Here is a 15,124-nt window from a genome sequence, read left to right as displayed (position 1 = left end):
TGTACAAGCCAGCAAAAGTGGGAAAGACAGGGAGAAGCGGCGGAATTACCGCCGTCTCAGTGCTAGTGCTGAATGACGATTGCGGCCTGCGTTGTTGCGGTTTTTACCGGCCAGCAAAAACGGAAACGGGCTCCGCCGAGTGGGCTGTCATCCACGGTAATGCTGCCGTCGTAAGCCCGGGCGATAGCATGAACAATCGCCAGCCCCAGCCCACATCCGCCGCTGCTGTTCTCGATACCCGCTTCCAGACGGACAAACGGTTCAAACACGCTTTCCCGGCTGTCGGGTGGAATACCGGAGCCGTCATCTTCGACTTGCAGACACGCGATGTGCTCTGCGTCGGACGTCAGGCTGATGTGCAGTTGGTTATGGCAGAAGCGTAGTCCATTACCGATCAGGTTATTCAGAACCCGCTCCATCAGGCGCAAATCGAGCGCGCCAATCTGTGCTGAATGGGGGATTTCCAACGAAATGTGCTTATCAGGGTGGATCAGACGGAAATCGTCAACTTTTGCCTGTAGCCACGAAGGAATATCAATATTGGCAAGATGTAATGTCACCTGTGGGCGGTCGAGTCTGGCATACGTCAGCAGTTCGTCAATCAGCGCTTCAAGTTGACCAATATCCCGGTTTAACGCCTGCTGCTCGTCTTCCGTCAGATTGTCGCTCATGGCCAGTCGATAGCGCAGTCTGACCAACGGCGTACGCAGTTCGTGCGCAATATTGTCAATCAGTTGTTTTTTACTGCTGATGAGCTGATTCAGGTTATCCGCCATCCGGTTAAAGGCGACGCCGAGCCGGAACAGGCTTGAGGTACTATCGAAGTGGATGCGTTCCTCCAGATGACCATTCCCTAGACGCTGTGCTGCATTCTCCAGTTTGAGCATGGCCTGCCAGTGTGGCCGCATCCACAAGAAAACCGGCAACGCGAGTGACAGCCCGATGAGCATCACCAGTAGCAAATCCAGCAGCCGCATTTCATGTAGGAAGAACAAATAAGGAATCGGGCCGACGGCGAGAACGTAATGGCTGCGGGGAATGCGTTGGATAAACGTGTATTCATCATCCAGTGCGATAATTTCCCCCTGATTCAAACGCTGTCGATTCTTGGGGCTCAGAGCATATTTGCTCACGGGTTCGATATGCAGTTTGAACGACAGATTTAAATCGAGTTGGCTGATGGTCTTATGCCATTCGCGGGGGGGGATCGCGCGTAGCTCGTTACGAATGAGATAGAGCGAGCTTTTCATCAGATCATCCATGGACTGACGCCCGGCGCGTTCGGCTGTGACTTTATAGACCAGCCCGACCAGTAGCGTCATGACGACAAAGCAAGCGAACAGCAATAGAAAAAACTGGACGAACAGCTTTCTCATAGCGTGACACTCTCCCAGGTATTGGGGGCGAACAGATAGCCTTTATTGCGCACCGTTTTGATACGAAACGGTTCCAATGGGTTGTCGTACAATTTTTTACGCAGGCGGGAAATCGCGACGTCAATACTGCGATCCATGCCGTCATAGGTTACCCCGCGCAGGTTTTTCAGCAGCGCATCCCGATCCATGATGTGGCCTGCATGGGTCGCCAACTGCCAGAGTAGATCGAAATCCGCAGTGGATAACACGATGTGCTCTTGCCCTAATGTCACTTCCCGATTGACGGGATCGATGCAGAGCAGGCCGAAGTGCAGTGATTTATGCACTTGTAACGCGGTGGGCGCGGCTGTTTCTGGCACGGCTTGGGGGACTGTGGTGTATTGTCGCAAATGCAGGCGCAAACGGGCGAGCAAAACGGCGGGCGGCGTGGTTTTCAGAATGTAATCATCAGCACCCATTTCCAGCGCCAGAATATGATTCATATCGCTGTCCAGCGAGGTCAGCAGCACTATCGGGCCGCTGTACTGTGGCCGCAATTCCCGACAGATGGTCATGCCGTCTTTGCCGGGCAGCATAATGTCCAACAGCACAAGGTCAGGCTGCTGTTGTTCAATAAAGGCCAATGCCCGATCGCCTCGAGCCTCAACCTGAACATCAATGTCATGCTTGCCGAGGTAGGCCGCGATCAATTTTCCGACCTCGGTATCATCTTCTATAAAAACAATCTTATGCATGGTATCTACGTCATCCCCATCTTGTTGCTGATAGCATAGCTTGATGATAGGTGATAAACGAGAGATGAAGCGTAAATGGGTGTTAAGTGTTTGTTTATCTGTCCGAATTAGATAAGCTGCAACGCGTACTTTTTTAGGCAAGATTGTGCCTGACTCTCGCTGTTTACCGAAAATGGCGACGACATATCACTGATGATTCCACAGGGAACCGCTGAAGATGAAACCGATTGAACAGATAAACAGCTGGATGCAGGAAGCCTTACGTCCTTACTTCGGGCTGGAACCGTTGTCGTCTGAATGGGATATTATCACCGTGCGTAACGACTATTTCATCTGCTTCGATGGCGACACGGTCCGTAAGCGCATTACCGCCACCGAGTTAAATTATCAGGAAGAAGACGTCATTATTCACACGCGCGAACGTGACGTTATTTTGCCGAGAACCGCGCGCGGTAAAGAAAAGAAGCTGACGTACACCAGCGTTTCCAGCGTGATGGCCGATGGCATTGTGTTTTCTGCGGGCGTCAGAACGCTGAACTCGGGAAGCTACGGTTATATCAACGCCAGCAATTACCGCAACTCAATCGGACTACCGTTGCCAGAATGCCGTCATTTGACCACTAAAGAAGAGATTGTCGACTGGCTGCGATCTTATCGCGAGCGATTGCCGGCGGATTATGCGCACAAACTGGAACGGTTGATGAGTGCGAAAAACCAGCAGCATAAAACGGTTCCGGGCGATATCTTTCGGGTCGAAATAGATTTGCATACCGATGGCTATGTTCTGGTGATTGGTAACCTGCGTCAGATGCAAAAGGACGAACTGTTTGCTGAACACAGCATCTGGAATGATGTGATGACGATGCCGCTGTTTGTTCGACCTTATCTGCTTCGCACAACCGAGCGTAATCTCCCTCTGTCGGAGATCGTGGCATCACCCTTGTCTGAAAAGTGCTCGATTGTTATGGATCACTCGTTTCTGCGCGGTAACTATGAGTATGTGGGATCGAAAACGTTGTCGGAAGACGACATTCTGTTCCCGGTTGGCTATGGCCCAAGCATCAGCGCACAGAAAAGTGGCTATCGCCTGTCATGGGGACCGTGTTCGATCGAGAAAGCCAGTCAGGATACCGCTTTTAAAGCTGGGCGCAGCTATATGAACAATGGGGCTTATAGCAGCGTATCAGCCGAATGCTTTGCCGGTAACGGTTTCCCTGACTACGATAAAACGTTGCACAAACCGGCACATCGTGAAGCGTGGGAACGGGCATTGGCCGAGTTTGGTTTTCCACCTGATACGACCTACGATGCCTTCGCCCAGCGTACTGGCGGGCTGACGCGTGCAGCCTACCTGACGTATGTCGCTAGCAATAAAGCGTACCAGCGTAAGGCGCGAGTGAAGAAAAAAGAGACGAAATAATTCCCGCCATCTCATTGCATGCGCTTTCGGGGGCGTGCATGCCAGTGGGACGGTTCGTTAATGAAAGATTTGGACAACAAGAATAAAGAAAAAAATTATACGTAATCTGCTCACTCATTAAATATATGGGGAAAAAGAAATGGTGTAAGTACCCCGCCATTTCTGTGGTGTGGGGCTTTAGCGCAAAGCCCGACCGCCATCAACCCCCAACGTTTTTCCAGTGACGTAGTTACTGCTGAACAGATAATCCACCAGTCGGACAATTTCCTCTTCACCAGGGGCAATTTTCATCAAGGACTTGTCCAGCGCCTGTTGACGATATCCCTCGTCATCTTGCTCCTTAAATGTGATTAAACTGGGGGCAATGGCGTTTACCTTTACTTCCGGTGCCAGTTTGCGGGCAAAGGAACGCGTCATGTTATCCAGCGCCGCCTTACTGGCAGCATAGGCGATGTGTTTCTCGCTACCTTTTTCTACTACGTAATCCGTCAGATGAATAATGTCGGCACCTGCGATACCTTGCCCACGCAGGCAAGATTCCAACAGTTGATTGAGTAAATAGGGCGTATAGACGTGAATTTGTAGCATATCGGCCAGCGTTTGTTCTGGCGGTGTCGCGGGGCTTTCTGGCTCCCAGCGGCTGGCATTGTGAATGATGGCGCGCAGCTGCGGCGTAAGCGACTGGATTTGCTCCGCAAACGCATAGAGGTTTTCCGTGGTGGAAAAATCGGCGGTCAGGCAAATAGCACCGTTTTGCTGTAGCGCCTCTAGTTCGGGATAAGGCGTGCGATAGCTGATGATGACAGGAATCGACTGAGCCATAAACGAACGCGCCAGTGCCAGCCCAATACGCCGTGCGCCGCCGGTGATTAACACGGGAGCGGAAGAAAAAGTTGCCACAATTAGGTCTCCTCAACACGTTAGTCGAAAGTGGGAACCATGACAATATACCTGAATTAACCACTCTATTCGTCATTCTCCAAATTGCATGTACATTAGCTGTGTACGCGTGAGACTCGCCCCTTTGGCTCCGCTGTGAGCAGTGTGCACTTACCTGAGTATGCTCATCGAGATTTACTTCCTTGCCGCCATAATGAAGCTTTAATTTATACCCATCAGGATAGTGCGCAGCAAACTACTACCGAAGAGGAGAAAAGGAAATATAGAAAAGCCTGCTCTCCATGTGAGCCATGTTGTTTGAACGACACGGATTATTTAGCGGCGCTGTGCAGTTTCATAGATTCGTATCTGCCTATTAATGGCGTTTAGCGCACTCTTGATATTTAGCTGTCGGCCATTTATCACGTTGATTTTTATTCGTATATGGTTACGATATTCTTCTGTATTAATGATGGTTTAAAGTTCAATAAATATAAAAAAGGGGGGCTGTGATGAGAGATTATATTTTCGTATTAAATAATTCAGTTCCTCAAGATGTAGTCAATGCTGGTTGTTATGTTTATGCCTCAATCGGAAGGTCATTTCTCTGAATTGATTCTGTTTGCGGATAATATTGATGGTGATAATGCAAAGAATTCGACGTTATTCTATAATAATAAGCAGCCCCACTATTATTATAGAATAACTTTTAGTTTTCAGAAGTGGCCAAAATATAGGTATATGGTTATCTTGGTGCCTTTCTTAATATTGATGATATTTTCCAGTATTATAGCGCTATAGCGGCAGTAGTAGATAATGATAGTGTTGCTTTTAATTGATTATTTTGGCATAAATTAACGTGAGGAAATATACATGGCTAACAATAGCAAATGGTCGGTGACCAATGAAACTAATAAATCGGTTAATGCAATTAGTTCTTTTGATACAAGTGATTCACCGTCGATGGAAATGATCTATCAAGCATCATTAAGCTATTTGGAGACGTCTGGGAGTGATAATCAAATTGCAGCAAATAGTACGACCGATGTTATGCTTGATACCGACAATCTGATTTATGATGTGGTGTTTTCTCTACCATCGAATGGCTTTCCGGTGGCGGATACAAGCGCGAGCCTACCATTAACTTCGACTTCGGATGTCTATCCTCCTTATAGCATAGCTAGTGATGCACTCGATGCAATGGAAAATACCTATAAATTCTATCAATATATTCAAGCATACCCTACTTCCAATACTGCAACCAACTTCATTAGTGCTTTGAAAAGTCAGCAGAATAATGGTACGCAGACCCAGCCTCCGGCAGAGAATGCTATTGATACTTTCTTTCAGGGAACAAAGCAATTCAAAAATTGTACTTCAGTGACTTATGCAAGTGTTCAGAGTTATATAGGAACTTTTGCTGGCACTTCTGTAGGCTTTAATCCTTCTTATACTTTCTATATGTATCAATCAACATCTGATGATGTGGTGGCCAATGGTCAGGTTATATTTAATTTAAATAATTTAAAAGTGCCATTTGATTTGACTGATAATAATGGTGGTTACAGTATTTTTTATACCGACTCAAGTGGTAAAAATACGAGTCTGACTTACAATAAAGGTCAGTTTGTTTCTGATGTTAATGCAGATTTTCCATCTATTTGTTTGGTCATAAGTTGGGTGTCAAGCAATCAAATTAACAATGGTAATAATTCACCGGATAGCGTAATTCCAATGATGTCAGGGACGATAAATGGAAATCAATCCTGTGGTACGAAAGATAAAAAAGATCTTAGTACGAAAAGCTCAACTAGTTTTTCGACTATTTTTGATTACATAAGTAACAGTGTTGGCTTGTTAATGGGGGTGCACTTTGTTTATGAACTTACTTGGGGTAAACGGAAAGCCAGGCTGGCTAAAGAAAGAGAAAATCAAGAAAAAGAGTTAACAAAAGAGCAGAATGAAGAGATTAATAATAAGTTAGACTCGATTTCTGAACAAATCGCTAAAAACAACCAAGATGTGGCTGATAGAGCACAGTCAGATATTAAGTTTGATAGCGATCTTGATTCTGCTGGCAAAAATATGCAAGCTGCTGCTGATGAGCTGTCATTTCAGCAGCAACGAACTGTTTTACAGGGGCAGATCGATGAATATAGTAACCAGCTTGATAAAATTGCTCAATATGGTGTGAACGATGAAATAGAGGACGTGGCTCAGAAATTACGTTCTGCATCAGAAGAGTTAGCTAATGCTTCAACGCTTCCTGAAATAAAAGAAGTAAGCTCAAGCCTTGAAATTACTTTCAATGAAATAGATTCGAGCCTGAAGTCCATCGTTCAGAATTTAGGTGATGATATTAGTTCGGAAACAATAGATGAAATAAATGCCTCCAATGAAAATCTGAATGATTTGAAAGAACAGCAAGAAGCCATGAACGAGAGACAAGCTGATGAAGAGAGCGGTGATTCTCCTGAAGGACCAGATTTCGATATGAGTGTAATGTGATTCTATTGGAAAGAGAAATGTTTTTCTCTTTCCTTTTCTCCTTTTTTATTTTGTCGGTGTTTTTATTATATATTTAAGGTGGCCATAAAACAGGGGGTGCGATGTCATCTAATAACTTTGTCAATATAAAAAACATGCTTCCATCAAATATTATTGTTTATTCAACAATGGATGCGAAGCCATCTAGCTCAGATAATCTTTCTCCTGAGGATTTAGATCAGATTTATACTAAAACTGGCACGGTTCCTGGGAATGGTTCTGCCAATATTAATATCGAGGCTTTAGTTGCTCGCTTGGTCATTGTCAGAGAAGAAGACCAGTTCCCCGTTGCCCTGTGGGTGCCTGATATCCTTGCGCCTAGTGGAACGCAGACATTTACCGTCACAACGGATATGCAGAATGCTTCTAATCAGGCTTTTGCTTTTTATCAGCAATATACCGCGCAACCTTACTCTCCAACTGCGTTGCAATTTAATGAAATTCTGCTTAATCCAGATAATATTCTGACGCTTAATACACAAATAGAAAATTTTTTCGATAACACACAATATAAAGGCTGTACCTATAATGCTTTTTCGATAGTGACTTTCTGGGCATTAAATTCTCTTTATGCTTGGCCAGGTAAATATTACCTTTATCAAAGCAATAATGATTATGGATTTGTGTTCCCTGATGAGCTTAGTGCGACGGTTGTTATTGCTGATGGTCAGGCAATGTACCAACCGGCGAATGGCTCATCTGAACAAGTACTATCCTATGTAAATGGTAACTTAACAACGAGCGGTGCGACGAAAACTTCTGGCATTGATCTCAGAGGTATTTATCGTGAAATGGCGTGGGAAGGAAAGCCTGATACATTTGGTATGTACTGGCTGGGCACGAATAATGGCAATAAAATTATCGCTCAAACTTATACCGGTCCAACTATTCCCTGGTGGGTTATCTCCTATGATCTAACCTATACCGCCTATCTTGGCTTTCAGGTTTATATGATGGTTGATATGGCTGTCACTATTATGAAAGCGATACCCGGCGGTATGAAATCTCTGGTGAATCAGTCTCAGTCTCTCTACAACAAAATTGCCAATCGGTTTCAAACCAGTAATGAATCCGCCAGTTTTGAGCCGGATGACGCAGAAGATATCGACCCGATTAATGTTGATGTCGATATCGATATCGATGTTGACACGGACATTGACGTGGATACGGATATTGATGTGGTGCAGGACACGGATATTGACGTGGATATCGATGTGGATATTGATGTTGATGTGGTATTTGTCGATGTCGATATAGATGTCGATATAGATGCGGATGTTGACGTGGATGTGGATGTGGATACCGATCAGGATACGAATATTGATGTTGATACGGATACCAGCGTTGATACCGATGTTGATGTGCCTTCCGGTACTGTCGATTCTTCGCTTACCAAAATTGGCAATTGGATAATCAATAAAGGTTTCCAAGCTCTGGCAAAAAATCTGGCCATTATGTTCGCTTTTCAGAGTGCAAGTAAGTTACTTGGTGTTTGGCGTAAAGCAGGTGAAGAAAGCCTCTATAACCAGGCGCCCCAACAAGCCTCATCAACGGGCATGTTGGTTAACTATATGTTCAATGGCAACAACTCAGTAGAAACACGCTGGAAAACATTTGCAGATTGGGTTCAGCAAGGGAATCCAACGGTAGATGAGCAAAATATGCTCGTCGCTAACATTCTAATGACGAAGAACGCTGCGGAAGATTCAGCACTCAAAAATTGGACATGGCCGGAATCCAGCATCGATGATGTCGTCAACCAAATGGTCAATGCGGGTTCGGGGAGCGACCAATATCAGGGTTACATCCTATTATCTAAAGCGACATATGACGATCAATGCCTGCCTATCAAGGTCGCATGTGGTGTCGTCATTCGTTATTTGAAAAAAATTTCCTGAGGAACATGTCTATGCTCGATATTCATCAATCAAAACGTTATCCCCAAAAAGAAGAACGGACACAGGCATGGGAAGATCTAGCTCAGGATATCGCTAAAGCAAATGTGCATAATGGTGGCGTGGTGGCGGGAGGAGCCCCTGGAAAGCTGACTATCATTGGTTCTGGGATCGAGGCAGTGAGTTTTAGTCGTCAGGATGAGAACTTTATTAACACGGCGGACTATGTTTTTTATTGCGTCGCCGATCCTGCCACCGTGGTTTGGATTAAAGAACAGCGGCCTGATGCGTTTGATCTTTATGTCTTCTACGATGACAGTAAGCCCCGCTATGCCACTTACATGCAAATGACCGAGGCCATGTTGCATCACGTTCGCCGTGGTAAGCATGTTGTTGGTATTTATTACGGACACCCTGGCATTTTTGTTTTGTCTACGCACCGAGCTATACAAATTGCACGCAAAGAGGGTCATACCGCTTTCATGCGCCCGGGTATCAGTGCGCTTGACTGTCTGTGTGCCGATCTGGGGGTTGATCCCAGTTCACCTGGCTTACAGACCTATGAAGCGAGTGACATGATGATCCGAGATAAACAACCTGATACCGCAGCACATGTTGTGTTGTGGCAGGTGGGGTTGATCGGTGAACTTGGCTATCGGCGGCTTGGCTATCTCAACAACAACTTCATTCTACTCGTTGACTATCTGAAAGCGTTTTATGGTGAAGATCATACCCTCATTAATTACGTAGCATCGCGCTACCCCGGGATTCCACCAACGATTGAACAATACTGTATTCGTGATTTGTACGACCCAAGTATTCAACAGAAAGTCACCGGCATTTCGACCTTTTACCTGCCGCCAAAAGATATTCGTCCGATTAATCCTGAACGTGCTATCCAGCTGGGCCTTCTGAAACCAGGTCATAAGCCGCTCAATCCTTCCAGCCCGCTGCGCAAAATTGCCGAATATTCTAAAAAAGAGAAACGTGCACTTGACGCACTTGTCGATTTCAAAGTCCCTGCAGGTTACAAATGGCAGGAAGATACCTTAGCGGCGCGCTTTATTGTTGAATTGTTGCAAAACCCCGATTTGCTCAAGCGTTATGAGGCAAACTCATTTGATGCGCTCAGCACCCCCCCTTTTCAAGGAATGGGGGAGCGAGAAATGAAGTTGATGGCGAGCAAAGACCCTGGCATGGTGCAGATTGCAGCAAAAGGTCTCCATAAACGTTCGGCAGGGAACAGAGCGCTACTGGACGATATTGTCCGTCACCCACGCATTGCGCGTCGTATTATAAAAACAAAAAAAATTTCTCAACTCCATGATTTATTTGAACACTATGGCGTGTCTTATAACGAATTACCTCATGATGCGGCACGTGCTGGGCAGCGAACGGCATATGTTTGGAGTGGGATCTATTACGATGCGAATACCCGAACGGTGATATGTATGCTGGCGCCGTTTTCTGGTCATAACAAGATTGCTTTGTATATTAATGGGGACGTGGTACATCGTGCTGATTTCCATAATGGTTGTTTGAGTTGGAAAGCTGGTGGGGGCAACCAGACGGAGGGGATGTTTCGTTTTGCGCGAACCGCTCGGCATCGTACTGTCGCTGTCGGCAGTATTTCCGCAAACGGAAGAGCAGGGTATGCAGGAGGGCGGATTGACGCTGTCGCTCTGATGCCATTTACGGCATCGACAGCAACGCTTGTTGAGCGAGAGGCTATCATGATTGAGCAAATGGCTGACACGTTCATTGGTGCATATTCCTTAAGAAGAAAACAATACGGAACGAGCCAAATCCTGGAAGCCCGTGTAGAAGAGGGTACACTGCTTTTGGATGATAAGCCTATGCTGCTTAGTCGTCGTGAGGGAAACAGTATTATATGGCAGGGTAAGAACACTATCGGGCGATTAACATTTGTTTTTGATCCCTTATCAGGAACGCACCATTGCTTTGGTGTTGATGAAAATGGCAGTAGACTCATCGGAATGAAAAAGTTGGCTGATGGTGTTGTATTGCGGCCAGTGCCTTGGTTTGAGTTAGGTGTACCTGATGCAGAGGCTCGCTACATTACTCAGTTTGCACGTCTTGGGGAGGAGAGCGGTGGCATTCTGTTCTGGGCAAATTGGCAGAAAATTGTGCAGAGTAATCTGGCAATCGTAAAGCTGGTCACGTTGTTAGAAAAGGAGTGAGGCCATGATGAATGGTGTGCTTGACTCGCAAGGCTACCAGGGTGATAAAAAGTTGATGATCCTTCGTTACGACACGCGAGCATTTCCGTTTGCGTGGGCCTTCAGGAAGGAAGCATTTTTTGGCTTGTCGCTTTCGCGGCTGCATGAACATTGCATTCGATCCCATGAAAAAAAAGGGCGTGCTGCGCGCCTTTCTACGGAGGATATGACCTATTTACGTAATCGGATGCGTGCCGTTCCTGAGAATGGGCTATTCTATTTGTTATATCATCGTTTTATAAAAAGCCTTATTGCTTATCATTTCGGCGGGAAAATTATCTATACCGAGCATCCAGAAATGCGTGTCCATCTGGCTGGATTACCGGCCTGTAGCGCATGGCATACGGATGCACAGGTCACAGGTCGCTATGATCAGGTTAACGTTTGGATGCCGTTTGTTGATACCAATGAAAGCTGCTGCCTGTGGGTTGAAACCGATTATGGTCGCAAAGATTTTCGGCCGATTCTTGTTCGCTATGGTGAAGCGTTAATTTTTGATGGAAGCTGTCTAAACCACGGCACGGTAAAAAATGATAGTGATGTTACCCGAGTGAGTCTGGATTTTCGGTTTACCGTGAAAAATCGGCCACTCCCCGTGTTCTTTGAACAACTGATTGCCGAACGCCCCTTAGAGCTATCTGCACGTGCTCCCTCGCTCTACTCCGTCACGGGGTAATCTCCATCCCGGCCATGGGTTACTCTGGATTGTCATGAGCAAATGTCGTTCTGCCCATGACATCATTTGGATTTATTTCATGCTGCGTTGTGCCGTCGTCGCCTCAATCGCCTGCGCTAATGAACCGTAGAAGCTGAGCCGTCCTTCAATCGGATGAACCTTCGCCCGCGCCAGCGTTTTTAGCGGCTGGAACGGAATGTCGGTGATGATGAGCTGTTTACCTTCAGGCAGCGTTTCGCTAAAGCGCAGGAACGCATTGAGTCCGCCTGCATCCAGTACCGGCACCGCATCCCACTGTAAGATGATATTTTGATAGCCTTCGCTGCGCACGGTCAGTTCGTTGAAGATGCGCTCCGCCGCGGCAAAAAACAGCGGGCCGTTAACGCGCAGCACCAGATGATCCGGGATTTTGGTGTCCGGCAGTTCGCTCAGCCGGGTCATCTGCGCGATGCGACGCATGAAGAGCAGGGATGCCAGCACGATACCGACGGTAATCGCGATCACCATATCGAACAGCACGGTCAGCGACATACAGAGCAGCATCACGATAATGTCGTCTTTCGGTCCGTGGCGCAGCAAATCCACTACTTTGTGCGCTTCACTCATGTTCCAGGCGACAATCAACAACAGCGACGCCATTGCCGCCAGCGGCAGATAAGACAGCCACGGCGCCAGTATCAGCAACGCCAGTAACACCAGCAGTGCATGAATCACCGCGGAGATCGGCGAGTTTGCTCCTGCGCGCACGTTGGCTGCGGAGCGGGCAATCGCTGCGGTCGCGGTAATGCCGCCAAAGAACGGTGCGATGATGTTACCGAAGCCCTGACCCATCAGCTCTGCATTAGAATTGTGTTTTTTGCCCGTCATCCCGTCCAGCACAACGGCGCACAGCAGCGACTCAATTGCCCCCAGCATCGCCATCGAGAACGCCGCAGGCAGCAGAGCAGAAATGCTTTGCCAATCCAGCGTCATCGTCTTCCCATCCGGTGACGGAATATCCCACGGCAGAATGAGCTGCGGCAGGATAGGCGGAATCCCTTGCCCTTGCGAACCGTCCGCCAGCATATAGCTGAATCGGGAACCGATGGTGGCCACATTTTCACCAAGCAGCGACATGATCCCCATCACCGCGACGCCTGCCAGCAGCGCAGGCAAGTGGCCGGGCAGGCGAATACCGAGTCTGGGCCAGACGATAAGAACCAGAAGCGTCGTTGCACCAATCAATGTATCCGCAAGATGTAGGGTCGGCAGCGATTGCACCAACGCAGCCACTTTTTCGACGTAATGTTCCGGCACTACTGCCATTTGTAAGCCGAAAAAATCTTTGATTTGCATGGTGCCGATGGTGATAGCGATCCCGGAGGTAAACCCCAGCGTCACCGAAAGCGGAATATATTCAATCAAACGACCGAAGCGGCAGAGCCCCATCAGCAGCAGAAAGACGCCAGACAGCAAGGTGGCAACCAGCAGACCGGATAGTCCGAACTGTTGCGACACCGGATACAAAATGACGACGAAGGCGGCCGTCGGGCCTGAGATGCTGTAGCGTGAGCCGCCGCTGACGGCGATGACAATCCCGGCAATGGCTGACGTATACAGTCCGTACTGCGGAGGAACGCCACTGGCAATGGCCAGTGCCATCGCCAGTGGTATGGCGATAATGCCGACGGTCACGCCAGCGATAATGTCATGGGTAAAACGTTGCAGCGTATATTTTTCGCGCCAGCACGCATCGATCAGCGCGCTGAACGGCCTGACGCCGTTAATTCCGTGCGTTTTCATCTAAGCAGAAACCAAAGTAAGGAAGTAAATCAATATGGCGGGCCTGCCGGTCCGTCGACGACAGCCTTACGATACGCCGGACGCGCTCAGAAGATCCAGATATACATCAAGAGAAGTGAGTTTTGGTGAGGCCGACGCGGCGAAAACCGCGTCGGCAGGGGAATTATAGCGTGATGGTGATCAGATAGGCGGCAAAGAGCGCCAGATGCGCGCTGCCGCTCAACACATTGGTTCTACCGGTAGAGAACGTAATGTGGCACAGCACCAGTACCGACAGCATCACCACAATGTGTGGCATATCCAAACCGAAATTCAGCGTGCGACCGGTCAACATGGCGATGATCGTAACGGTAGGGACCGTCAGTGAAATGGTTGCCAGCACGGAACCGAAAAACAGGTTCATGGCGCGCTGCACCTGATTTTTCAGAACGGCGCGAATCGCTCCCAGCCCTTCAGGAGAGAGGATTAATAACGCGACCAGGAAGCCCGTAAACTGCGTCGGCGCGTTCATTTCTGTCAGCAGCGTTTCCAGCGGCATGGAGTTCGTCTTGGTGACCGCGATAACAGCAACCAGGTGAACCAGCAGCCAGGCAGTGTGCCACAGTGAACTGTGCGCGGACGGTTTACCGTGGTGTGGATCGTCACCGTCCCCTTCGTCTTCATGCTCATACACAAACAGGCTTTGGTGCGTGCGCGTTTGAATCAACAGGAACACGCCGTACATCGCCGCAGAAATAGCGGCAACAATGAGCGATTGCGCTACGCTAAAATTACCACCGGGCAAGGCGCTGGGGAAAACCAGCACAATCACGGCCAATGGGAAGATCGCCATCAGGTACTGCTTGATGCCGCTGAGGTTGACGTACTGTGTGGCGAATTTACGGCCGCCGAGTAAGAGAGCGAAACCGACCAGACCGCCAGTGACAATCACGATAATGGAATAGAGGGTGTCACGCATCAGATCCGGACCCGCGTCACCGGTTGCCATCAGCGCAGAAATCAGGCTGACTTCCAGAATGACGACGGACAGGCTGAGGATCAATGAACCGTAGGGTTCACCCAGACGGTGTGCGAGTACGTCGGCGTGGCGTACTACGCTGAAGGCGCTGAACAGTATCCCGGCTAGCGCGATGGCGTTGATGCCAAGAATGGCGACAAAATTTTGTGAAGTGCCCCACATGTAGAGCACGGCCAGCGCAATAACCGGAAAAATGAGTGAGTATTCGTGATGGCGAGTTTTGACCACCTCAGCATGAGACTTCATTGCGGGAGTTCTCCTTATCCAGAGGAATGATACGGCAAAATATCCCCGTCATATTTCAAGCCCGCCTACTGGCAGCTCAAACTATTTAGGGCATAAAGCAATTTATTGAGGTCGCAAACCCCTTTATTAAAGACGTAGAACAACAATAAACAGCAAAAGGTTACTAAAAAGTAGTTATAACGTAATAAAACGAACAATATGATAACAGATTGTCATGTTGGTGCGGGATGTTTTACGGATTTTTACGCTTTGCGCTTAAATTCACATGAAAAGGGGAGAATCTGCGTGTCTTCTCCCTATCATGATAATAT

10 protein-coding genes are annotated in these 15,124 nt (G+C 47.8%); 5 read left to right on the top strand and 5 right to left on the bottom strand.

Annotated elements, in window-relative coordinates; all coding sequences use genetic code 11:
- Positions 1-62: 62 nt before the first annotated feature.
- Positions 63-1,376, bottom strand: coding sequence for a two-component system sensor histidine kinase RstB (gene rstB / locus JFY74_10910; protein ID QQG26666.1), 1,314 nt, complete (start codon positions 1,374-1,376; stop codon positions 63-65).
- Entirely contained in the window at positions 1,373-2,110 is a 738-nt protein-coding gene (rstA, locus tag JFY74_10905) for a two-component system response regulator RstA (protein ID QQG26665.1), read from the bottom strand. Before rstA ends, rstB begins: the two co-directional genes overlap by 4 nt.
- A 217-nt stretch (positions 2,111-2,327) precedes the next feature.
- On the opposite strand from rstA, the gene JFY74_10900 reads away from it, so the two are divergent.
- Positions 2,328-3,530: an immunity 26/phosphotriesterase HocA family protein gene (locus tag JFY74_10900; GenBank protein QQG26664.1), complete on the top strand. Its 1,203-nt coding sequence runs from the start codon at positions 2,328-2,330 to the stop codon at positions 3,528-3,530.
- A gap of 177 nt (positions 3,531-3,707) precedes the next feature.
- On the opposite strand, the gene folM is transcribed toward JFY74_10900, so the two are convergent.
- The gene (folM, locus tag JFY74_10895) at positions 3,708-4,430 is read right to left on the bottom strand and encodes a dihydromonapterin reductase (protein QQG26663.1); all 723 of its coding nucleotides are present in this window, start codon (positions 4,428-4,430) and stop codon (positions 3,708-3,710) included.
- An 852-nt stretch (positions 4,431-5,282) separates the two neighbouring features.
- Between folM and JFY74_10890 the strand changes: the two genes are divergently transcribed.
- The 4 genes from JFY74_10890 to JFY74_10875 all read left to right on the top strand — a co-directional run bounded on the left by JFY74_10890 (position 5,283) and on the right by JFY74_10875 (position 11,767).
- Complete coding sequence (locus JFY74_10890) at positions 5,283-6,917, top strand: apolipoprotein A1/A4/E family protein (protein QQG26662.1); 1,635 nt, start codon at positions 5,283-5,285, stop codon at positions 6,915-6,917.
- A gap of 101 nt (positions 6,918-7,018) precedes the next feature.
- A complete protein-coding gene (locus JFY74_10885) occupies positions 7,019-8,854 on the top strand; it encodes a hypothetical protein (protein QQG26661.1) in 1,836 nt (611 codons plus the stop codon).
- An 11-nt stretch (positions 8,855-8,865) separates the two neighbouring features.
- Complete coding sequence (locus tag JFY74_10880; GenBank protein QQG26660.1) at positions 8,866-11,052, top strand: hypothetical protein; 2,187 nt, start codon at positions 8,866-8,868, stop codon at positions 11,050-11,052.
- A gap of 4 nt (positions 11,053-11,056) precedes the next feature.
- Positions 11,057-11,767 carry a hypothetical protein gene (locus tag JFY74_10875; GenBank protein ID QQG26659.1) on the top strand — a complete coding sequence of 237 codons (711 nt, stop codon included), beginning with the start codon at positions 11,057-11,059 and terminating at the stop codon, positions 11,765-11,767.
- A 72-nt stretch (positions 11,768-11,839) separates the two neighbouring features.
- Here JFY74_10875 and dauA read toward each other — a convergent pair whose 3' ends face one another.
- Together dauA and chaA are read right to left on the bottom strand one after the other, a co-directional pair.
- Positions 11,840-13,549: a C4-dicarboxylic acid transporter DauA gene (dauA, locus tag JFY74_10870; GenBank protein ID QQG26658.1), complete on the bottom strand. Its 1,710-nt coding sequence runs from the start codon at positions 13,547-13,549 to the stop codon at positions 11,840-11,842.
- Between the two features lie 163 nt (positions 13,550-13,712).
- Positions 13,713-14,813, bottom strand: coding sequence for a sodium-potassium/proton antiporter ChaA (gene chaA / locus JFY74_10865; GenBank protein ID QQG26657.1), 1,101 nt, complete (start codon positions 14,811-14,813; stop codon positions 13,713-13,715).
- Positions 14,814-15,124 lie beyond the last annotated feature (311 nt).

The organism is Pectobacterium carotovorum, from assembly GCA_016415585.1.
Lineage (GTDB): Bacteria > Pseudomonadota > Gammaproteobacteria > Enterobacterales > Enterobacteriaceae > Pectobacterium > Pectobacterium carotovorum_K.
This window is presented reverse-complemented; position numbering and strand designations above follow the sequence as displayed.